Raw genomic sequence first — 21,981 nt, forward strand, 5'->3', positions numbered from 1 at the left:
CCAAGTCCGGCGCCAAGCCGGGGCAGGTGGCCCACCCGCGTTGGGGCAGCCGGCCCGCCCGGCCCGCCGCCACCGACCGCGACGGCTTCACGGCCCAGACCGCGCCGCTGGCGCCCGGGGAGACGGACCCGTCCGAGTCCCGTCCCAACGTCGTGCCCAAGGCCGCGATCAAGGGCGGCCCGAAGTCCGCCTCCAAGGCGAAGGGCGAGGCGGGCAAGGGCGCCGGTGCCGGCGCCGGGAAGGGCGCTGCCTCGGGCAAGGGCGCCGGCGCGTCGGGCAAGGGCGCCGGCGCGTCGGGCAAGGGCGCGCCGGCCGGCGCCGGTGCTGCCGGTGGCAGGGGCGGGGAGCGCCCGGCCCAGCGTCAGCCGCGCAAGCAGCCGGCCCGTCCGCCCCGGGCGCCGCGCTCGGCCGAGCCGGTCGTCCGGACGCCGTCCGGTGACCCGCTGGTCGGCGAGCGCTACGAGGTCGAGGTCGGCGCGGTGGCCCACGGTGGCGGGCACTGCGTCGCCCGGCACGACGGCCGGGTGCTGTTCGTCCGGCACGCGCTGCCCGGCGAGCGGGTGATCGCCGAGATCACCGACGGCACCACCAAGTCGCGCTTCCTGCGCGCCGACGCGGTGGAGATCCTGGAGCCCGCCAAGGAGCGGATCGCCCCGCCGTGCCCGTTCGCTGGGCCCGGGAAGTGCGGGGGCTGCGACTGGCAGCACGTCACCCCGGGCGGCCAGCGCAAGCTCAAGGGTCAGGTGCTCACCGAGCAGCTCGCCAAGCTGGCCGGGCTGACCCCGGCGGAGGCCGGCTGGGACGGCAGCGTCGAGCCGGTCGGCGGCAAGCTCCCGCCCGGCGCGGTGCCGGCCTGGCGCACCCGGGTCCAGTACGCGGTCGACCCGGCCACCGGCGCGGTCGGTCTGCGCAAGCACCGCTCGCACGACATCCAGCCGGTCGACCGCTGCCTGATCGCCGCCGAGGGCGTCACCGAGCTCGGCATCGAGTCGCGCAGCTGGCCGGGGGTGGCCTCGGTGGACGTGGTGGCCGCGACCGGGTCCTCGGACCGCCAGGTGATCCTGGTCCCGGCGCCGGGGGCGCAGCTGCCGCTGGTCGAGCTGGACCGGCCGGTCTCCATCTCCCGGATCGACGAGCACGACAACTTCCACCGGGTGCACGGCCGCACCTTCGTCCGCGAGGTGGCCGCCGACCGCACCTGGCGGGTCTCCAACGGCGGCTTCTGGCAGATCCACCCGCAGGCGCCGGACACCCTGGTCGGCGCGGTGCTGGACGGTCTCGACCCGCAGTGGGGCGAGAGCGCGCTGGACCTCTACTGCGGGGTCGGGCTGTTCGCGGGCGCGCTGGCCGAGCGGGTCGGCGACGAGGGCGCGGTGCTCGGCATCGAGTCCAGCAAGCAGGCCGTCCTGGACGCCCGGCACAACCTGGCCGCGCTGGAGAACGTCCAGGTCGAGTGCGACAAGGTGGAGACGCTGCTGCCGCGCACCGGCATCACCGAGACCGACCTGATCGTCCTCGACCCGCCGCGCGCGGGGGCCGGTCGCGAGACCGTCGCCCACCTGGCCGGCCTGGCGGCCCGCCGGATCGCGTACGTGGCCTGCGACCCGGCGGCGCTCGCCCGTGACCTGGCCTACTTCCGCGAGGGCGGCTACCGGCCGGTCTCGCTGCGGGCGTTCGACCTGTTCCCGATGACCCACCACTTCGAGTGCGTGGCCATCCTGGAGCCGGTCCAGGGCTAGTCCCCGGCCGATGACGGCGGCGGGTGCGGGAGGCGACTCCGGCACCCGCCGTCCGGCTTTTCGCGCCTCGGCGGCTGCTGGCGCGCCGTTAGTTTTCGGACGGGTGGCGGGGGCAGATACCTAGCGATGCTTAGCGGGCCCGCCGCGCCGGCCGGAGCCCGGTGCGGCGGAGGACCAGCGCGGACGGGGGGTTTCGCGGGGCTCGAGTGGCCTCGGACGAAGGGGGAGTGCGGCGGCCGGAATGCGCCCTTGCTGTGCTAGCACCTCGGCGCTAGCTTGAACTATGGCCAAGAAGCAGCTGAACGTCAGGGTGGACGCGACCACCGCCGAGATGGCCCGGGAGCGGGCGGAGCAGCAGGGGATCAGCATGAATCAGTACATCGAGAAGCTCGTCCAGCAGGACATGGGCGAGGCCGGGCGGCTCTTCGTGGACACCGCCGCGCAGTTCATGAAGGAGTACGAGACGGCCTTCCTGGCCGAGTTCGGCGAGCACGGGGCCGGCGAGACCCAGGGCGGGCGCCGTTGAACCTCGAGGTGGACCTCTCGTGGCTGCTCATGACCGCTGAGCAGTACACCCCCGGCGATCCGCAGGTCATCGACTACGGATCACTGCTGGCCGCGGTCGCCCGCCACCAGGCCGAGATCTTCGACATCGCGGTCTACCCCGAGCCGCAGGACCGCGCCGCGGCGCTGATGCACCAGCTCATCCGGGTGCCCGCGCTGGAGCGCAGCAACGAGCTGTTCGCCACCGCCGTCGCGTACTCCTACCTGGTGGCCAGCGGCTGCAGCGTGGCGACCACCGCGCGTGAGGTGCGCAGCCTGGCCAGGGCCATCCGGGAGGGCAAGCTCGGCGTCACCGGTGTGTCCGAGCGGCTGTCGGCCTGGGTGGTGGACGAGGCCGAGGGCGAGGAGGTCGGCGGGGAGGACGAGGAGGACGACTAGGCTGGGGCGGCCCCGCCCCGGACCACGAGGAACGATCCACCTTGCTGCAGGACATCGAGCACTCTCTGGCCTGCCCGCACTGCGCGCACCACCTCGTGCTGCACGGCCGGACCTTGCGCTGCGCGGCCGGCCACAGCTTCGACCAGGCCCGGCAGGGCTATGTCAGCCTGCTGCCGGGCGATGCGCACACCGGCACCGGTGACACCGCGGAGATGGTCGCCGCCCGCGCGGACTTCCTCGCGGCCGGGCACTACCGGCCGGTGGCGGACGCGCTCGCCGACGCCGCCCGGGGCACCGGCCCCGGCCTGGTGGCCGACCTGGGCGCCGGCACCGGCTACTACCTGGCGCACGTGCTCGACCGGCTCGAAGCGCTCGACCGACTCGACCCGGGCGGCCCGGGCGGCCCGCTCGGCGGTGAGCGGTGGGCGGGTGCCGCGCTGGACATCTCCAAGTACGCGCTGCGCCGCGCCGCCAAGGCGCACCCGCGGATCGGCGCGGTGGTCTGCGACGCCTGGCGGCCGCTGCCGCTGCTGGACGGCTGCGCGGACCTGGTGCTGAACGTCTTCGCCCCGCGCAACGGACCCGAGCTGCGCCGGGTGCTGCGCCCGGGCGGGCGGCTGCTGGTGGTCTCGCCGACCTCCCGGCACCTGCGTGAGCTGGTGGCCGCGCTCGGCCTGCTCTCGGTGGACGAGGACAAGGAGCGCCGGATCGACGAGAAGCTCGGGCCGTGGTTCGACCGGGCCGAGCGCTCGGAGGTCGAGTTCCGGCTGCGGCTCTCGCACGCGGACGCGGCGGCGGTGGTCGCGATGGGGCCGAGCGCCTGGCACACCGACCGGGAGCGGCTGGCCGATTCGCTCGCCGGGCTGCCCGAGCCGGTCGAGGTGACCGGCTCGGTGCTGGTGTCGACCTATCGCTGAATCGCCCCGCGGGTCGGGTGCGGTGTCGAGCGATCCGCGGCACGGCTTCGGGGCCCGGCTGACTCATTGGGGTGAATGGCCGCCGGAGTCACGTTTCTGCTGATCAGGCGGGGGCTAGGGTCCTCGGGGTGACCAGCGAAGCCGTCCAGTGTGCACCCCGTCCCACGCTCCGTCCGACCGTCGAGGAGCTCCGGCTCACGTCCTTCAAGTCCTACCGACGGGCCACGCTCGCGCTCTCTCCGTTCACCGTGCTGCACGGGCCGTCCGGGGTGGGGAAGTCCAACGCGCTGGACGCCCTCGCGGTGCTCTCCCGGCTCGCGCAGGGCGAGGAGATCCGCCCCTCGCTGGACGGCAACGGCGCCACGAGCGGCCCGCTGGCGGTGCCCGTCCGCGGCGGGCTGCTCGGCTGCGTCCCGCACGGGCGGAACGCGATCATCCTCGGCTGCACGGTCCGCTCCCACGCCGGGCCGATCCGGCTGGAGGTCGTGGTCCGCACCGACGGCCAGGTCAGGATCGCCCGGGAGTGGCTGACCCTGGGCGGCGAGACGCTGGTGGAGACCGGCGAGCAGGATGTCCCGCACGGCCGGATCAACGTCACCTGGCACAACGACACCCGTCAGGGGGACATCAGGGCGCCGTTCCCGAGCAGCAGCCTGATCACGGCTCAGATCCCGCTCCGGGTGGCCGGCTCCTCGCCCGGCGAGCAGAAGGTGGTGACCGCGTCGGAGCAACTGCTGACCGCCCTGCGCGAGGTCTTCCCGCTGCACCCCGTGCCGGCCGCGATGCGCGGCTGGGCCAGGCCCGATCCGCAGGCCCGGCTGCTGGGCACGGCCGCCAACATCTCCGCCGTGCTGGCCCGGCTCAAGCAGGACTGCACCCGGCGGTACGGGCGGCTGCTCAAGGCCGTCCAGGCGGCCGCCCCGCACCCGCTGCTCGGCCTGGACGTGGCCTTCCGCGGGAGCGCGGCGACCGAGCGGCTGCTCGCCGTCTTCGACGAGGGCGTGCTCGGACGGACCGGCGCCGACCAGGCCTCGGACGGCATGCTGCGACTGCTCGCGTTCGCCGCGGTGCTGCTCACCGGGGCGGGGGTGCTGGACGTCGACCCGGCGGAGGAAGTGCCCTCGGCGCACCGTCAGCTCACCGTGCTGGCGGAGGACCTGGGCGCCGGGCTCGCGGTCGAGCAGACGGCCTCGCTGCTGCGCCTGGCCTCCGAGGTGTGCGCGAAGGAGGACGTCCGTCTGCTGGGGGCGCTGCAGGAGCCGACCGCGGCCCGGGAGGTGGGCGGGGTCGAGCTGGTGGAGTGCCGGCGGGATCCGGCGACCGGGCACAGCGTGCTGCTGCGGCCGGAGGAGGCGCGGGTGCCGCCGCAGGGGGCCGCGGACCTGCGGCAGCCGTGACCGGCAGCTGTGACCGGTGGGTGCGGCGTGGGGGGCCTGCGACTGAGGCCCGGGGTCACGGGGCCTCCGGGCGGGGCGGCGGTCGGATGCGGTAGACCTGGCCGGGTGACCGATCGACAGACGCCCGGGCCGGCCGACGCCCCGCTCTCCCTGACCGACCTCCAGCAGCGGCTGGTGGCGTTCGCGGCGGCCCGCAGCTGGCAGCCCTTCCACACGCCGAAGAACCTCGCCGCCGCGCTGAGCGTGGAGGCGGGTGAGCTGCTGGAGATCTTCCAGTGGCTGACCCCGGAGCAGGCCGGGGCCGTGATGGCCGATCCGGCGGCCGCCCACCGGGTCCGGGACGAGGTGGCGGACGTGCTGGCGTATCTGCTCCAGTTCTGCTCGGCGGTGGGGGTGGACCCGCTGGACGCGCTGGCGGCGAAGATCGAGCGCAACGAGCTGCGGTTCCCGGTGCCGGGCGGGGCGGGCGGGCCGGACGGGACGGGTGAGCCGGGTGAGTCGGGCGGGGCCTGAGGGATCTGCGGCCCTTCACCCCTGTGGGTGACCTGAGTTGTCCACAGGCCGGGTTTGTCCACAGGAATCGGGTGGGGGCTGCCGGGTGGCCCGTCCGGACCGCAGGCTTGCGTCGTGATCCGCCGCTGCGACGGTGGCGGTCGACGCGAGGGAAGGGAGCGGCGGGGATGGACGCGCTGCGACTGATCAAGACCGCCCGGCACGCCCTGGCCGAGGCGAGGACGGTGCCGGACGCGCTGCTGGAGGCGTGGCAGGCCGGCCTGCTGACCGAGGCCGTCGGGGCGCGGATCGCCGAGGGCGAGGGCGGTGAGCGGGCCGCGCTGGGGCAGCTGCTGTGCGATGCGGGCGGCCATGCCGCCGCCTGCCTGGAACCACCGCCGGAGACCGATCCGCGGTGGGCCGGCGACCCGGCCTGCGCCGACGGTGCCTGTGCGGGCGATGGCTGCGCGGGCGACGACGGCGAGGCCTGTGCCGGTGACGCCCGCGAGGCGGCCGATGACTGGTCGGCGGGCTGGTCCGCGGGCTGGTCCGGCGGCGGCCGGGCCGGGCGGCTGAGCGAGCTCGGTGAGCTGGAGCCCGTGCTGCTGGGGCTCGGCACGCTGCTCCACGAGGTGGCCGAGACCTTGGTGGTGCTCGCCTGCGGGGCCGAGGCCGAGAGCGTCTACTGGCGGTGCATCGACGGGGTGGACGCCGGGGCCGAGTGCAAGGACTTGGTGGTCGAGCTGTTGCGGACGGTCCGGCGGGAGGCCGGCACGCCGGTGCCGGAGGCCGCCGAGATCCCGGAGAGCGTCGACGCCGTACCGGACGAGGACGACCTCGACCCGGCCGAGGCATCGGGGGAGGCCGGGGCCGTTCGGCCGGGCGGTGGCTCGACGCCCGGCCGTACCGCCGACCGGCGGGCGCAGCGGACGGCGCCGATACTGGTCGTCCCGCTGGGGCCTCCCGGGGGCAGGGACTACCGGCCGGAGCCGGCCTCGGCCGAACCCTCGATGGCCCGGGCCTCGCTGGCCGCCCGCGCCCCGGAGGACTGCAGGTCGGCGTCGAGCCCGGCCAGATCGGTGCTGATGGATGCGAGCAGCTCCTGCATCTGCTCCAGCAGGCTCTTCGGCGCTGCGGGTACGGCGGGGGCGGAAGGCGGCTGCGGCGCGGCGGGCGCCTCGGACCAGGGCTCGGACATGAGGGGGCCCCTCCAGCTCGGTAGTGCGGTGTGATGCGACGGATGTCGGCCGCCGGTCCAACGAGTCCCGGGCTCGGCCGGTCACCGCAGACCACTCGTTGAGGTCCAATGCCGCCCGGTGGGTCAGCCCCAGGGGTGAGCCGGGGTTGCGGCCCGCCGCCCCGCTCGGCTAGGCCGCCGGCGTCAGGGGGCCGGCGGGAGGCCGCCGGGCCGGACGGCAACGGGCCCCCGGCGCCGCCGTCGCGAGGACGGCGGCGCCGGGGGCCCGGCGAGGAGAGAGGAGATCAGTTGTGCGCGTGCAGCTCCGCGTTGAGCCCGCCCCAGGAGCCGGACCGGGCGATGACCTCGACCGCGCCGCTCTGCGAGTTGCGGCGGAACAGCAGGTTGTCCTGGCCGGACAGCTCGACCGCCTTGGCGATCGTGCCGTCGGGGGTGGTGACCCGGGTCCCGGCGGTGACGTACAGACCGGCCTCGACCACGCAGTCGCTGCCGAGCGAGATCCCGATCCCGGCGTTGGCCCCGAGCAGGCAGCGCTCGCCCACCGAGACGACCTGCTTGCCGCCGCCGGAGAGGGTGCCCATGATCGAGGCGCCGCCGCCGATGTCGCTGTGGTCGCCGACCACGACACCCGCGCTGATCCGGCCCTCCACCATCGAGGTGCCGAGGGTGCCGGCGTTGAAGTTGACGAAGCCCTCGTGCATCACGGTGGTGCCCTCGGCCAGGTGGGCGCCCAGGCGCACCCGGTCCGCGTGGGCGATCCGCACGCCGCTCGGCGCGACGTAGTCCGTCAGCCGAGGGAACTTGTCGATGCCGTACACGGCGAGCTGGCCGCCCTGCGCGCGGACGGCGAGCCGGGCCTGCTCGACCAGGTCCACCGGCACCGGGCCGATGCTGGTCCAGGCGACGTTGGCCAGCAGCCCGAAGATGCCGTCCAGGTTCTGGCCGTGCGGCTTCACCAGGCGGTGGCTGAGCAGGTGCAGGCGGAGGTAGGCGTCGTGCGCGTCGAGCGGCTTCTCGTCCAGCGAGGAGATCGTGGTGCGCACCGCGACGACCTCGACGCCCCGGCGCGCGTCGGCGCGCAGCGCCTCGGAGGCGCCGAGGCCCAGCGCGGCCTCGGCCTGCTCGGCGGTCAGCCGGACGGTGCCGGCCGGGCCGGGCGCATCGGCCAGCTCCGGCGCGGGGTACCAGGTGTCGAGGATGGTGCCGTCTGCGGTGATGGTGGCCAGACCGGCGGCGACGGCACCGCGTGCGAGGGAGGAGGTATCAGCAGTCACATGTGCACGTTAGCCAATCCCCGTCCGGCTTGCCGAACACGCCCACCGTCCGGACGGCGCGCCGGGGCGCGGACGGCCCCGGCCAGGCAAAACCCGGTGACCGCCGGGTCGGCGGTGGACGATACTCGGACAGGTGTTCATCTCGATCTCCACCACAGGCACGGCCGAGCGGCCCGCCACCGACCTGGGATTTCTGCTCCACAAGCACCCCGACAAGGTGCAGCGGTTCTCGACCTCCCACGGTGTGGCCCATGTCCTCTACCCGGAAGCCACCGAGGCGCTCTGCACCGCGGTGCTGCTGCTCGACATCGACCCCATCGCGCTGGTCCGCCAGAGCCGGGGCAAGGGCCGAGGCGGCTCGCCCGACTTCGCGCTCGCCCAGTACGTCAACGACCGGCCCTACGCCGCGTCCTCGCTCCTCGCGGTGGCGCTGCGGACGGTCTTCCGGTCCGCGATGAAGGGTGTCTGCGAGCTGCGGCCCGGGTTGGCCGAGCTGCCGCTGGCGCTGCGGATCGAGCTGCCCGCGGTGCCCGCCAACGGGGCCGGCGAGGCCGGTGGCGGCGCGGCCATGGTGACCAAGCTGTTCGAGCCGCTCGGCTGGCAGGTGGACGCCACCGAGATCCCGTTGGACGCGACGTTCCCCGAGTGGGGCGCCTCCCGCTACGTCCGGGTCGAACTCACCGGCACCCTGCGGCTGTCCGACGCCCTCCAGCAGCTGTACGTCCTGCTGCCGGTGCTGGACGGTGCCAAGCACTACTGGGTGGCCCCGGACGAGGTCGACAAGCTGCTCGCGGCCGGCGAGGGCTGGCTGGGCGACCACCCCGAACTGGGGCTGATCACCCGTCGGTACCTGGCCCGTCGCTGGTCGCTGACCCGCCTTGCGCTGGAGCGGCTGGCGCTGGCCCGGTTGGCCGAGGCCGACGACCAGGAGGCCGAGGAGGTGGACAACGCCGTCGACGACTCCCCCGAGGAGGAGGGCACCGAGCCGCACGAGGAGGCCGCCCGCAAGAGCGTCCCGCTCGCCGTCCAGCGCCGCGAGGCGATCGTCGACGCGCTGCGCGAGACCGGCGCCGCGCGCGTGCTCGACCTGGGCTGCGGACAGGGTGAGCTGGTCGGCGCGCTGCTCAAGGACGTGCGCTTCACCGAGGTGCTCGGGGTGGACGTGTCCTCCCGGGCGCTGGCCGCCGCCGCCCGTAAGCTGCGCCTGGACCGGATGACCGAGCGTCAGTCGGCGCGGGTCAAGCTGGTCCAGGGCGCCCTGACCTACACCGACGCCCGGCTCAAGGGCTATGACGCGGCCGTGCTCTCCGAGGTCATCGAGCACCTCGACCTGCCCCGGCTGCCCGCCCTGGAGTACGCGGTGTTCGGCGCGGCCCGTCCGGCCGCCGTCGTCGTCACCACACCCAATGTCGAGTACAACGTCCGCTGGGAGAGCCTCCCGGCCGGCCACGTCCGGCACTCGGACCACCGTTTCGAGTGGACCCGCGCCGAGTTCGCCGGGTGGGCCGGTGAGGTGGCCCGGAAGTACGGGTACACGTACAGCCTCCGCCCGGTCGGTCCGGCGGACGAGGAGGTCGGCTCGCCGACCCAGCTCGCCCTGTTCCGGATCGGCGGCCCCACCGCCACCGACACCGCCGCAGACACCACCGCAGACACCACCGGCACCACCGACTCCGCAGACACCACCGTTCAGGAAGGGAGCGCGACCCGATGACCACCGACGCACAGCCCGCCGAGGCCGCGCAGCCCGAGGCCGCCGCCCAGCCCGAGGCCGCCGCGACCGCCGAGGCCGCTCCGGCGGCCCGTCGGCTGCCCGTCACCGACGTCTCCCTGGTGGTGCTGATCGGCACCACCGGCGCGGGCAAGTCCAGCTTCGCCCGCAAGCACTTCCTGCCCACCCAGGTGGTCTCCTCCGACTTCTGCCGCGGCCTGGTGGCCGACGACGAGAACGACCAGTCGGCCTCCACCCAGGCCTTCGAGGTGCTCCACTACATCGTCGGCAAGCGCCTGGCCGCCGGCCGGCTCACCGTGGTCGACGCGACCAACGTCCAGCAGGAGGCCCGCCGCCAGCTCGTCGCGCTCGCCCGCGAGCACGACGTGCTGCCGATCGCCATCGTGCTGGACGTCCCGCCGGCCGTCTGCGCCGAGCGCAACCGGCACCGGCCGGACCGCCAGCTGCCGCCGCACGTGATCCCGCGCCAGCAGCGCGAGCTGCGCCGCTCGCTGCGGGGCCTGGAGCGCGAGGGCTTCCGCAAGGTGCACATCCTGCGCGGCGAGGCCGAGGTGCAGGCCGCCGAGATCGTGCCCGAGAAGCGCTTCAACGACCTCCGCCACCTCACCGGCCCGTTCGACATCGTCGGTGACATCCACGGCTGCCGCTCCGAGCTGGAGACCCTCCTCACCCGCCTCGGCTACACCCTCGCCCGGGACGACCGGGGCCGCCCGGTCGACGCCGTGCATCCCGAGGGCCGTACCGCGGTCTTCGTCGGTGACCTGGTCGACCGCGGCCCGGACACCCCGGGCGTGCTCCGGCTGGTGATGGGCATGGTCGGGGCCGGCCACGCGATCTGCGTGCCCGGCAACCACGAGAACAAGCTCGGCCGGCACATGGCCGGCCGCAAGGTCACCGTCTCGCACGGCCTGCAGGAGTCGCTGGACCAGCTGGCCGCCGAGCCGGAGGAGTTCCGCGCCCAGGTCCGCGCCTTCATGCGCGACCTGGTCAGCCACTACCTGCTGGACGGCGGCGACCTGGTGGTCTGCCACGCCGGTCTGCCGGAGAAGTACCACGGCCGGGCCTCCGGCCGGGTGCGCTCGCACGCGCTGTACGGCGACACCACCGGGGAGACCGACGAGTACGGCCTGCCGGTCCGCTACCCCTGGGCCGAGGAGTACCGGGGCAAGGCGCTGGTGGTATACGGCCACACGCCCGTGCCGACCGCGAGCTTCGTCAACAACACCATCTGCCTGGACACCGGCTGCGTCTTCGGCGGCAGCCTCACCGCGCTGCGCTACCCCGAGCGGGAGCTGGTGAGCGTGCCCGCCGAACAGGAGTGGTACGCCCCGGTCCGCCCGATGCACACCGACGCGCCGGGCGCCCGGGAGGGCCGTCCGCTCGACCTCGGCGATGTGGCGGGCCGTCGGATCGTCGAGACCGGCCACCACGGGCGGGTCTCGATCCGGGAGGAGAACGCGGCGGCGGCACTGGAGGTGATGAGCCGGTTCGCGCTCGACCCGCGGCTGCTCAGCTACCTCCCGCCGACCGTGGCACCCTGCGCGACCTCGCGCCGGGAGGGCTACCTGGAGCACCCCGAGGAGGCCTTCGCCGGCTACGCGCACGACGGTGTCCAGCAGGTCGTGTGCGAGGAGAAGCACATGGGCTCGCGCGCCGTGGTGCTGGTCGCCCGGGACGAGGCCGCGCTGGAGAAGCGGTTCGGCCTGACCGGCCCGGGGGCGATCTGGACCAGGACCGGCCGGGCGTTCCTCGGGGACGAGGAGCTGACCGGAGCCGTCCTCGACCGGGTCCGGGCCGCCGCCGAGCGGGCCGGACTGTTCGAGGAGCTCGGCACCGGCTGGCTGCTGCTGGACGCCGAGCTGATGCCCTGGTCGCTGAAGGCCGCCGAGCTGCTGCGCCGTCAGTACGCGGCGGTGGGCGCCGCGGCCGGCGCCGCGCTGCCGCGGGTGCTGGCCGCGCTGACCCAGGCCGCGGGCCGCGGCCTGGACGTGGCGGAGCTGACCGCCCGGCAGCGCCGGCGGGCGGCGGACGCGGAGGCCTTCACCGCCTCCTACCGCCGCTACTGCTGGCCGACCGAGGGCCTGTCCGGCATCCGGCTGGCGCCCTTCCAGGTGCTGGCCGCCGAGGGCGCCAACCTCGCGGTGCGCCCGCACGACCAGCACCTCGGCTGGATCGACCGGCTGGTCGAGGCCGACGAGCCGGCCGCGCCGATCCTCCAGCGCACCGGCCGCCTGGTGGTCGACACCTCGGACGAGGCCTCGGTCGCCGCGGGCGTCGCCTGGTGGGAGAAGCTCACCGCGGCGGGCGGCGAGGGCATGGTGGTCAAGCCACTGGCCTCGCTGGTCCGGGGCGGGGCGGACGGCCGGCTGGTGCAGCCGGGCGTGAAGGTCCGCGGCCGCGAGTACCTGCGGATCATCTACGGACCGGACTACACCCGGTACCTGGACCAGCTGCGCCAGCGCTTCCTGGGGCACAAGCGCTCGCTCGCCCTGCGCGAGTACGCCCTGGGCCTGGAGGCACTGGACCGGCTGGCGGCCGGCGAGCCGCTCTGGCGGGTGCACGAGCCGGTGTTCGCGGTGCTGGCGCTGGAGTCGGAGCCGGTGGACCCGCGGCTGTAGCGGACCGCCGGCGGCAGCCGTAGCAATCCACCGGCGGCCCACCGGTGGCCCGCGGCCCCACGGTGTTCCCGGGATGTCCCGCGCGCCGTGGGGCCGCCGTCACCCCTGCTCTGCATATAAATTCCGCGAGTCGTATACACTTCCCGTCTCTCGGTTCGCCGAGCACCACGTGACCGATGTCCACGTGCCCCGATCCGCCAGACGACCCAGGAGCCCGGCATGGCCTTCAACCTCCGGAACCGGCACTTGCTCAAGGAGCTAGACCTCACGCCCCAGGAGTTCCGGCACCTGGTGGCCCTGGCGGCCCAGCTCAAGGCCGCCAAGTACGCGGGCACCGAGCGGCCCCGGCTGCGCGGCAAGAACATCGCGTTGATCTTCGAGAAGACCTCCACCCGCACCCGCTGCGCCTTCGAGGTGGCCGCGCACGACCAGGGCGCCGCCACCACCTATCTCGACCCGGCCGGATCGCAGCTCGGCCACAAGGAGTCGATCAAGGACTCGGCCCGGGTGCTGGGCCGGATGTTCGACGGCATCGAGTACCGGGGCTACGGTCAGGAGATCGTCGAGGAGCTGGCCGCCCACGCGGGCGTGCCGGTGTGGAACGGCCTCACGGACGAGTGGCACCCCACCCAGATGCTGGCCGATGTGCTCACCATCCAGGAGCACTCCACCAAGCCGCTGGCGGACACCACCCTGGTCTACCTCGGCGACGCCCGCTTCAACACCGGCAACTCGCTGCTGGTGACCGGTGCGCTGCTGGGCATGGACATCCGGATCGTCGCCCCGCAGCAGCTCTGGCCGGCCGAGGAGGTGCGCAAGGCCGCCGAGGAGCTGGCCGGCCGCACCGGTGCCCGGATCACCCTCACCGAGGACGTCGCGGCCGGGGTGGCCGGCGCCGACTTCCTCTACACCGACGTCTGGGTGTCGATGGGCGAGCCCAAGGAGGTCTGGGCGGAGCGGGTCGGGATGCTCCGGCCGTACCAGGTCTCGATGGACACCGTCCGCGCCACCGGCAACCCGGCGGTGCGCTTCCTGCACTGCCTGCCGGCCTTCCACGACCTGGGCACCGAGGTCGGCCGCCAGCTGTACGAGGCCACCGGGATGACCGAGCTGGAGGTGACCGACGAGCTCTTCGAGTCGCACCACTCGCTGGTGTTCGACCAGGCCGAGAACCGCCTGCACACCATCAAGGCCGTCCTGGTGGCGACCCTCGGCTGAGCAGCGCCCGGCCACCGGACGCCGGCCGCCGAGCCCCTGCCTCAAGGGCGACGCCTCAGAAGTCGACGTTGACGCAGGCCACCCGGTCGCCCGCCGCACGGCCCGCCGCCGCCTCGCCGGCGTGCAGCACCACCGAGTGGGCCGAGCCCGGGCGGAACTCCCAGTCCACCGTGGTCCGCGCCCGGCCGGCCCCGGTGGAGTCGGTGCGCACCTCGGTCCGCAGCTCGTTGCGCCCGTTGGCGAAGGCGGGATCGGTGGAGGGCTGCACCGGATCGGCCAGGTGCTGGTAGTGGGGGCCGGAGGCGGCGGGATCGGCTCCGCAGCGGCCGGTGTGCACATGGGCGGGGAAGAGGTGCTCGGGCGCCACCCCGGCCAGGGCCACGGCCACCGTGGTTCGCCCGGCGCTGCGCACCACGGTGACCCGCACCTGCGAGCCGTACGGCACCAGGTCCTGGGCGTAGCTGACCGCGGCCGGCGGCACGAAGGCGGAGGCCGGGTCGAAGTCGGCGGCCACCACGGTCGGCGCCGCGGCCGAGGGCAGGAGCGCCAGTGGCACCAGGGCGGTGGTCAGGCTGGAGAACGGGACGGGCATCGGGGCCGGGCCTTCCGGGGGTCGGGGTCGGACACCGCCCACCGTGGCCGCCCGACCGGCGCCGCCGCACCTCGCCGTGCCGCCGGGTCACCCGGACGGGGAGCCCGCGCCGCCCCTGCCCCTGCTCCTGCGCCGGACCTCGCCCCGGACCTCGCCCCGGACCTCGCTCCGGACCTCGCCCCGCCCCGCCCCGCCCGGACCCGGGCGCGTCGGCCCGAGCCTGCCGGCGGAGCGCTAGGCGGCCGGGATGCCCCGGATCTCGCAGCGCGGCCCGCTGGCCCGCATCAGCCGGAGGTCCGCGGTGACCAGGGCCGCGCCCAGCTGCTCGGCGACGGCCACGTAGGCGGCGTCGTCCGGCGTCAGGTTGTCCTTGAGCTCCCAGATCCGCCCGAGCAGCGGGGCCACCTCGACCTTGCGGATGGCCAGCCCGGGCAGCTCCGCCGCCAGCTCGGCGACCCGCTCGGCGGTGAGCTGCCGGGCCAGGTACAGCCCGCGCAGGGACTGCATCACCTCGATCACCACGTGCTCGGGCGCCGCCCAGTCGCCGTCGGCGGCCAGTTCGGCCCGGGCCGCCGCGCCGCGCCCACCTTCGTCGGCCAGTGCCAGGACCAGCGCTGACGCATCGACGACTATCACCGGACGGGCCCCCTGCCTGCGGGTTCTGCGGACGCGGCTACCGTAGCGCGGTCGGGGCCGCGGTTGCGGTTGCGGTTGGCGGTCAGCAGGTGAAGTTTGGAGAGGATGCCCGGGCACGCCTGGCGTCGTCCGGTGAACGGGCATGCACTATGGTTTATCTCGACGTCGAGATAACTCCGCGCTATGATTTATCTTGACATCAAGATACTTGCCGAGAGGCGCACGCCTTCCATCGTGGCGAGGCGGAGTCTAAGTAAGGCTTACCTTACCACTGGGTGGACCTAGAAGGAGTCAGTCGTGTCCGCGAACAGCTTCGACGCCCGCAGCTCGCTGCAGGTGGGCGACGAGTCGTACGAGATCTTCAAGCTCTCCGCCGTCGAGGGTTCCGAGCGGCTGCCGTACAGCCTCAAGGTCCTGCTGGAGAACCTGCTCCGCACCGAGGACGGCGCGAACATCACCGCCGACCACATCCGCGCCCTCGGCGGGTGGGACCCGACCGCCGAGCCGAGCGAGGAGATCCAGTTCACGCCGGCCCGCGTGATCATGCAGGACTTCACCGGTGTGCCCTGCGTCGTCGACCTGGCCACCATGCGCGAGGCGGTCAAGGAGCTGGGCGGCGACCCCTCCAAGATCAACCCGCTGGCGCCGGCCGAGCTGGTCATCGACCACTCGGTCATCGCCGACAAGTTCGGCACCCCGGACTCCTTCGTCCAGAACGTCGAGATCGAGTACGGCCGCAACAAGGAGCGCTACCAGTTCCTGCGCTGGGGCCAGACCGCGTTCGACGAGTTCAAGGTCGTCCCGCCCGGCACCGGCATCGTGCACCAGGTCAACATCGAGCACCTGGCCCGCACGATCATGGTCCGCGGCGGCCAGGCCTACCCGGACACCTGTGTCGGCACCGACTCGCACACCACCATGGTCAACGGCCTGGGCGTGCTGGGCTGGGGCGTCGGCGGCATCGAGGCCGAGGCCGCGATGCTCGGCCAGCCGGTCTCCATGCTGATCCCGCGCGTGGTCGGCTTCAAGCTGAACGGCCAGCTCCCGGCCGGCACCACCGCCACCGACCTGGTGCTCACCATCACCGAGATGCTGCGCAAGCACGGTGTGGTCGGCAAGTTCGTCGAGTTCTACGGCGAGGGCGTCACCGCGATCCCGCTGGCGAACCGCGCCACCATCGGCAACATGTCGCCGGAGTTCGGCTCGACCTGTGCGATCTTCCCGATCGACGCCGAGACCATCAACTACCTCAAGCTCACCGGCCGCAGCGAGCAGCAGCTCGCCCTGGTCGAGGCGTACGCCAAGGAGCAGGGCCTGTGGCACGACCCGTCGGTCGAGCCGGTCTTCTCCGAGTACCTGGAGCTGGACGTCTCCACCGTCGTGCCGTCGATCTCCGGCCCGAAGCGTCCGCAGGACCGGGTGATCCTGGCCGAGGCCGCGCAGAAGTTCGCCGAGGCGCTGCCGACCTACGCGGCCGAGGCCTCCAAGCCGACCGCCGTCACCGCGCCTGACGGCTCGTCCTACGAGATCGACAACGGCGCGGTCGTGATCGCCTCGATCACCTCCTGCACCAACACCTCCAACCCCTCCGTCATGCTGGGCGCCGCCCTGCTGGCGAAGAAGGCCGTGGAGAAGGGCCTGACCGTCAAGCCCTGGGTCAAGACCACCCTGGCCCCCGGGTCCAAGGTCGTCATGGACTACTACGAGAAGGCCGGCCTGCTCCCGTACATGGAGAAGCTGGGCTTCAACCTGGTCGGCTACGGCTGCGTCACCTGCATCGGCAACTCGGGCCCGCTGCCCGAGGAGGTCTCGGCCGCCGTCAACGAGGCGGACCTCGCGGTCGTCTCGGTGCTCTCCGGCAACCGCAACTTCGAGGGCCGGATCAACCCGGACGTCAAGATGAACTACCTGGCCTCCCCGCCGCTGGTGGTCGCCTACGCCCTCGCCGGCAACATGAACGTCGACATCACCCGGGACGCGCTCGGTCAGGACGCGGACGGCAACGACGTCTTCCTCGCCGACATCTGGCCCACCGAGAAGGAGGTCGCCGACACCGTCGCCGGCTCCATCGACGAGGCCATGTTCGACAAGGGCTACCAGGACGTCTTCGCCGGTGACCACCGCTGGCAGTCGCTCCCGATCCCGACCGGCAACACCTTCGAGTGGGACGCCGAGTCCACCTACGTCCGCAAGCCCCCGTACTTCGAGGGCATGGCGCCGACCCCGAGCCCGGTCAGCGACATCGCCGGCGCCCGCGTGCTCGCCAAGCTGGGCGACTCGGTCACCACCGACCACATCTCCCCGGCCGGCAACATCAAGCCGGGCACCCCGGCGGCGCAGTACCTCACCGAGCACGGCGTGGAGAAGCGCGACTTCAACTCGTACGGCTCGCGCCGTGGCAACCACGAGGTGATGATCCGCGGCACCTTCGCCAACATCCGCCTGCGCAACCAGATCGCGCCGGGCACCGAGGGCGGCTACACCCGCGACTTCACCCAGGCCGACGCGCCGGTGTCGTTCATCTACGACGCCTCGCAGAACTACCAGGCCGCCGGCGTCCCGCTGGTCGTCCTGGCCGGCAAGGAGTACGGCTCCGGCTCGTCCCGCGACTGGGCGGCCAAGGGCACCGCGCTGCTCGGCGTCAAGGCCGTCATCGCCGAGTCCTACGAGCGCATCCACCGCTCCAACCTGATCGGCATGGGCGTGCTGCCGCTGCAGTTCCCGGCCGGCCAGACCGCCGAGACCCTCGGCCTGACCGGCGAGGAGACCTTCTCCTTCACCGGTGTCACCGAGCTGAACGAGGGCCGCACCCCGAAGACCGTCAAGGTCAAGGCCGGCGAGGTCGAGTTCGACGCCGTGGTGCGCATCGACACCCCCGGCGAGGCGGACTACTACCGCAACGGCGGCATCCTGCAGTACGTGCTGCGCAGCCTGATCAACGGCTGACCCGCACCCCGCACGGCGACCGGGCCGCACCCCTCCCCAGGGGTGCGGCCCGGTCCGTGTCGCGCGCACCCCCTTGTGCGCGGTGCCCCGGGTGGACTAAACCTCTTTCTCAGCTTGGTCCAGACCATTTGACGCTGATTCAGAGAAAGCCACGGGTCTTCTCGTATGCGCATGCTCAGTCGTACCGCAGCCGCTCTCGCCGCCGTCACGGTGGCCGCAGCCCTCTCGGCCCCCGCCGCCCAGGCCCACGACCGCACCCCGCGCCTGGAGGGGCAGCGGGTCGGCTACTTCACCCAGTGGGGCATCTACGGCGGGTTCTCCGCCAAGAAGGTGCAGACCTCGGGGCAGGCCGGCAAGCTCACCGTGATCAACTACGCTTTCGGCAACGTCTCCGCCGAGGGCACCTGCTTCGAGGCCACCGGCGCCGGCCTCGGCGACGCCTGGGCCGACTACCAGCGGCCGGTCGGGGCCGAGGAGTCGGTGGACGGCGTGGCCGACACCGCCGAGCAGTCGCTGAAGGGCAACTTCAACCAGCTGCGCAAGCTCAAGGCCGCCAATCCGCAGCTGAAGGCCGTGATCTCGCTCGGCGGCTGGTCCTGGTCGAAGAACTTCTCCGACGCCGCCCTCACCGACGCCTCGCGCCGGAAGTTCGTCTCCTCCTGCCTGGACCTCTACCTGCGGGGCAACCTGCCGCAGCTCGGCTCGGTGGAGGGCGGCGCGGGCGCGGCCACCGGGGTCTTCGACGGCATCGACATCGACTGGGAGTACCCGGGCGGCGGCGGGGACCCGGGCAACGTGGTGCGCCCCGAGGACGGCCGCAACTACACCCTGCTGATGCAGGAGTTCCGCCGCCAGCTGGACGCGCTGGGCGCCAGGTCGCGCACCCACTACCTGCTCACCGCCGCGGTGCCGGCCAACGAGGCCCGGGCGGACCAGCTGGAGGTCCGCAAGGTCGCCCGCTCGGTCGACTGGCTGAACCTGATGACCTACGACCTGCACGGCACCTGGGAGGCCCAGGGGCCGACCGACCACAACGCCAACCTCTACTCCGACCGCGACGACCCGGCCACCGACAACCGTGGCTACAGCGCGGACCGGGTGGTGCGGCACTACCTGGACGCCGGGCTGCCGGCCGCCAAGACCGTCCTCGGGGTGCCGTTCTACGGCTACGGCTGGACGGGCGTCCCGGCAGGCGGCCGGGCGGGCCTGTACCAGCCGGCCACCGGCCCGGCGCAGGGCGGGAGCCTGCCGTACAACCGGATCAAGGACCTGCCCGGTACCGTCCATCAGGACCGGCTGCACGGTGCCACCTGGAAGTACGACGGCACCGAGTTCTGGTCGTACGACACGCCGGAGCTGCTGACCCGCAAGGCCCGGTACTCCCGCTGGAACGGGCTGGGTGGTGTGATGGCCTGGTCGCTGGACAACGACGACGCCCAGGGATCCCTGGTCACGGCCCTGGACAAGGGGCTCGGCCGGACCGGAGGCTGATCCTCCGGCAGTACCTCGCGCGCGGCTTCGCACATCACGTTTCTGGCTCGTGATGCGCGAAGCTGCGCGTTTCTATGTTCAAACGCGCATGATCGCGCTACATTTTCGGTCATCGCCGGGCCGCAAGCGCAATATGCAGGCTCCCTGCACATTGCACATGCTGCACCGCCGACAACGCTTTGACCGTCACAACGTGCATCCGACGGTCGGGCTATTGCCGCCAGATGAACAGTGGACTATACCTTTGCGCATCGAAGAAAACCGCCTCTGACCGGCACCTTTGCCGCTAGGCGCGCCTGATCCAACAGGAATTGACCGTCCGTCAGACCTGTCTTGCATCTTCTCTGGACACCGAGGGGTTAGGGCACTCATGGGCTCTGCAACCGAGTACAACCGTCGTGACATCTTCAAGCGGGCCGCCGGCATCGCCGTGCTCGCCGCCGGCGGCGGCTCGCTGCTCGCCGCCTGCGCCGGTGGCACCGGCAGCAGTGACAAGGGCTCCAAGGGGGCGGGCGGCTTCAACCTGAGCGACGCCAAGAACCCGTTCGGGGTGAAGGACGGTGAGGGCCTGGAGGTCTTCATCTTCGACGGCGGCTACGGCAACGAGTACGCCAAGGCCTTCGAGGCGATCTACGCGAAGAGCTACCCGGGCGCCAAGATCAACCACCAGGCCGACAAGGACGTCACCGGCAAGCTTCAGCCGCGCTTCAACGCCGGCAGCCCGCCGGATGTCATCGACGACTCCGGCGCCAAGCAGATCAAGCTGGACGTGCTGGCCGACTCCAACCAGCTGACCGAGCTGACCCCGCTGCTGGACGCGCCCTACCTCGACGACCCGTCGAAGAAGGTCCGCGACGTGCTGATGCCCGGCACGGTCGAGTCCGGCACCATCAAGGGCAAGGTCTACAACCTGTCCTACGTCTACACCGTGTTCGGCTTCTGGTACTCCAACAAGCTGTTCAAGGACCACGGCTGGACCGCCCCCAAGACCTGGGCCGAGTTCATCGACCTCTGCGGCAAGATCAAGGCCGCGGGCATCGCGCCGGTCGCCCACCAGGGCAAGTACCCGTACTACATCAACGTCGTCATGATGGACATGATCGCCAAGCAGGGCGGCCTGGACCTCATGAAGCGGATCGACAGCCTGGACGCCACCGCCTGGGACGACCCGGCCGTGAAGACCGCGGTCGAGGCGTTCTACCAGATCGTCTCCAAGGACTTCCTGCTCCCCGGCACCAACGGCATGACCCACACCGAGTCGCAGACCGCGTGGAACCAGTACAAGGCCGCCTTCATCCCCTCCGGCTCCTGGCTGGAGAACGAGCAGCTCGCCACCACCCCGGCCGACTTCGACATGGCGTTCCTGCCGATGCCGTCGCTGACCGGTGACAAGCTGCCCTTCGAGGCGATCCGCGCCGGCGCCGGTGAGCCCTTCATCGTTCCGGCCAAGGCCAAGAACGTGGCCGGCGGCATCGAGTTCCTGCGGATGATGCTGACCAAGGAAGCCTCGGGCAAGTTCGCCCAGACCGCCAACAGCCTCACCTGTCTCAAGGACGGCGTCGGCCCCGAGGTCAAGCTGAAGCCGGGCACCGCGTCCACCGTGGTGGCGCTCAAGGCCGCCGGTGCCAACACCTTCAACTTCCAGTACCCGAACACCGCGAGCAAGTTCGACGAGGACCTGCAGAACGCCTCCGGCGAGCTGATGGCCGCGCGCATCGATCCCGCCGAGTGGATCAAGCGCGCCAAGGAATCGGCCGCCAAGAACAAGACCGCCTGACCAGCGGAGTAGGAGAGCGCACCGGGGGCCCCGAACCGCCCCCGGTGCCTCTTGCCTGAGGACAGGAGAAGTGGCGATGCGTCACGGCAAGTACCCCTTCATCGTGGGGTTCCTCTTTCTTCCGATCCTGCTGTACGTGAGCCTGGTGCTCTGGCCGTACGCGCAGACCTTCGGATACTCCCTGACCGACTGGTCGGGGCAGAGCCAGGAGATGAACTTCGTCGGCCTGGACAACTACGCGAAACTCCTCGATGACGAGGTCTTCCTCGGCGCGATCTGGCACAACCTGCTGCTGCTCATCCTGCTGCCGGTGTTCACCATACTGATCGCGCTGTTCTTCGCCTTCATGCTCAACGTCGGCGGCCGCAGCGGCACCGGCGGGGTCCAGGGCGTGCGCGGGGCCTCCTTCTACAAGGTGGTCTTCTTCTTCCCGCAGGTCCTGTCGATCGCGATCCTCGCGGTGCTGTGGGGCGCGGTCTACCGCACCGACGGCGCGGGCCTGGCCAACGGGGTGCTGATCAAGCTCGGGCTGGCCGACGCCGCCCACCCGGTCCAGTGGCTGTCCGACCCGGACATGGTCATGTGGTGCGTGCTGGCGGTGCTGATCTGGTCCGGCGTGGGCTTCTACCTGGTGCTGTTCTCGGCGGCCATGCAGGGCATCCCGAAGGACATCTACGAGGCCGCCCTGCTGGACGGCGCCAAGCGCGGCCAGACCTTCCTGCGGATCACCCTGCCGCTGCTCTGGGAGACCGTCCAGACCGCCTGGGTGTACCTGGCGATCGTCGCGATGGACGCCTTCGCCCTGGTCTCCAGCATCACCCCCGGTGCCTACTTCGGCGGCGGTCCTGACCACCACAGCGAGTTGATCTCCACGTACCTGATGCGCAGCTTCCTGCGCAACGGCGAGGCCGGCTACGCCTGCGCCATGGGTGTGGTGATCTTCTTCTTCACGCTGATCCTGTCCGTCGTCTCGCTCTGGGCCACCAAGCGCGACCGGATCGAGTACTGAGCG

The 21,981-nt window shown here is 72.4% G+C and carries 17 protein-coding genes; 14 read left to right on the plus strand and 3 right to left on the minus strand.

Annotated elements, in window-relative coordinates; translation table 11 throughout:
- The first annotated feature begins 443 nt into the window (after positions 1-443).
- The 7 genes from AB0K43_RS18120 (at position 444) to AB0K43_RS18150 (ending at position 6,719) form a co-directional block, all read left to right on the plus strand.
- The gene (locus AB0K43_RS18120; protein ID WP_363640968.1) at positions 444-1,739 is read left to right on the plus strand and encodes a class I SAM-dependent RNA methyltransferase; all 1,296 of its coding nucleotides are present in this window, start codon (positions 444-446) and stop codon (positions 1,737-1,739) included.
- Positions 1,740-2,022: 283 nt separating this feature from the next.
- Positions 2,023-2,265 carry a toxin-antitoxin system HicB family antitoxin gene (locus AB0K43_RS18125; protein ID WP_363640803.1) on the plus strand — a complete coding sequence of 81 codons (243 nt, stop codon included), beginning with the start codon at positions 2,023-2,025 and terminating at the stop codon, positions 2,263-2,265.
- Positions 2,262-2,681: a fic family toxin-antitoxin system, toxin component gene (locus AB0K43_RS18130; RefSeq protein WP_363640805.1), complete on the plus strand. Its 420-nt coding sequence runs from the start codon at positions 2,262-2,264 to the stop codon at positions 2,679-2,681. Before AB0K43_RS18125 ends, AB0K43_RS18130 begins: the two co-directional genes overlap by 4 nt.
- Positions 2,682-2,722: 41 nt before the next feature.
- Positions 2,723-3,598, plus strand: a complete 876-nt coding sequence (locus AB0K43_RS18135; RefSeq protein WP_363640807.1) for a putative RNA methyltransferase — start codon at positions 2,723-2,725, stop codon at positions 3,596-3,598.
- Between the two features lie 128 nt (positions 3,599-3,726).
- Positions 3,727-4,995 carry an ATP-binding protein gene (locus AB0K43_RS18140; RefSeq protein ID WP_363640810.1) on the plus strand — a complete coding sequence of 423 codons (1,269 nt, stop codon included), beginning with the start codon at positions 3,727-3,729 and terminating at the stop codon, positions 4,993-4,995.
- A gap of 105 nt (positions 4,996-5,100) precedes the next feature.
- A complete protein-coding gene (locus AB0K43_RS18145; protein WP_363640812.1) occupies positions 5,101-5,508 on the plus strand; it encodes a nucleotide pyrophosphohydrolase in 408 nt (135 codons plus the stop codon).
- 167 nt (positions 5,509-5,675) lie between these two features.
- The gene (locus AB0K43_RS18150) at positions 5,676-6,719 is read left to right on the plus strand and encodes a DUF6099 family protein (RefSeq protein WP_363640814.1); all 1,044 of its coding nucleotides are present in this window, start codon (positions 5,676-5,678) and stop codon (positions 6,717-6,719) included.
- Between the two features lie 250 nt (positions 6,720-6,969).
- On the opposite strand, the gene dapD is transcribed toward AB0K43_RS18150, so the two are convergent.
- Complete coding sequence (gene dapD / locus AB0K43_RS18155) at positions 6,970-7,959, minus strand: 2,3,4,5-tetrahydropyridine-2,6-dicarboxylate N-succinyltransferase (RefSeq protein WP_363640816.1); 990 nt, start codon at positions 7,957-7,959, stop codon at positions 6,970-6,972.
- A 133-nt stretch (positions 7,960-8,092) separates the two neighbouring features.
- Here dapD and AB0K43_RS18160 point away from each other — a divergent pair, with 133 nt between their 5' ends.
- The 3 genes from AB0K43_RS18160 to argF all read left to right on the plus strand — a co-directional run bounded on the left by AB0K43_RS18160 (position 8,093) and on the right by argF (position 13,527).
- Complete coding sequence (locus AB0K43_RS18160; protein ID WP_363640818.1) at positions 8,093-9,673, plus strand: 3' terminal RNA ribose 2'-O-methyltransferase Hen1; 1,581 nt, start codon at positions 8,093-8,095, stop codon at positions 9,671-9,673.
- On the plus strand, positions 9,670-12,309 hold the full coding sequence (locus AB0K43_RS18165) for a polynucleotide kinase-phosphatase (protein WP_363640820.1): 2,640 nt from the start codon (positions 9,670-9,672) through the stop codon (positions 12,307-12,309). The genes AB0K43_RS18160 and AB0K43_RS18165 overlap by 4 nt, the downstream gene beginning before the upstream one ends.
- Positions 12,310-12,528: 219 nt before the next feature.
- On the plus strand, positions 12,529-13,527 hold the full coding sequence (gene argF, locus AB0K43_RS18170) for an ornithine carbamoyltransferase (protein WP_363640822.1): 999 nt from the start codon (positions 12,529-12,531) through the stop codon (positions 13,525-13,527).
- Positions 13,528-13,582: 55 nt separating this feature from the next.
- On the opposite strand, the gene AB0K43_RS18175 is transcribed toward argF, so the two are convergent.
- Together AB0K43_RS18175 and AB0K43_RS18180 are read right to left on the minus strand one after the other, a co-directional pair.
- Positions 13,583-14,119, minus strand: a complete 537-nt coding sequence (locus tag AB0K43_RS18175) for a superoxide dismutase family protein (protein ID WP_363640824.1) — start codon at positions 14,117-14,119, stop codon at positions 13,583-13,585.
- Positions 14,120-14,353: 234 nt separating this feature from the next.
- The gene (locus AB0K43_RS18180; RefSeq protein WP_363640826.1) at positions 14,354-14,755 is read right to left on the minus strand and encodes a type II toxin-antitoxin system VapC family toxin; all 402 of its coding nucleotides are present in this window, start codon (positions 14,753-14,755) and stop codon (positions 14,354-14,356) included.
- A gap of 297 nt (positions 14,756-15,052) precedes the next feature.
- Between AB0K43_RS18180 and acnA the strand changes: the two genes are divergently transcribed.
- The 4 genes from acnA (at position 15,053) to AB0K43_RS18200 (ending at position 21,978) form a co-directional block, all read left to right on the plus strand.
- On the plus strand, positions 15,053-17,701 hold the full coding sequence (gene acnA, locus AB0K43_RS18185) for an aconitate hydratase AcnA (RefSeq protein WP_363640828.1): 2,649 nt from the start codon (positions 15,053-15,055) through the stop codon (positions 17,699-17,701).
- Between the two features lie 171 nt (positions 17,702-17,872).
- A complete protein-coding gene (locus tag AB0K43_RS18190) occupies positions 17,873-19,192 on the plus strand; it encodes a glycoside hydrolase family 18 protein (protein WP_363640830.1) in 1,320 nt (439 codons plus the stop codon).
- 370 nt (positions 19,193-19,562) lie between these two features.
- Entirely contained in the window at positions 19,563-20,969 is a 1,407-nt protein-coding gene (gene ngcE / locus AB0K43_RS18195) for an N-acetylglucosamine/diacetylchitobiose ABC transporter substrate-binding protein (protein ID WP_363640832.1), read from the plus strand.
- 76 nt (positions 20,970-21,045) lie between these two features.
- Positions 21,046-21,978: a sugar ABC transporter permease gene (locus tag AB0K43_RS18200; protein ID WP_363640834.1), complete on the plus strand. Its 933-nt coding sequence runs from the start codon at positions 21,046-21,048 to the stop codon at positions 21,976-21,978.
- The last annotated feature ends 3 nt before the right edge of the window (positions 21,979-21,981 follow it).

Source organism: Kitasatospora sp. NPDC049258 (assembly GCF_040678895.1).
Classification (GTDB): Bacteria; Actinomycetota; Actinomycetes; order Streptomycetales; family Streptomycetaceae; genus Kitasatospora.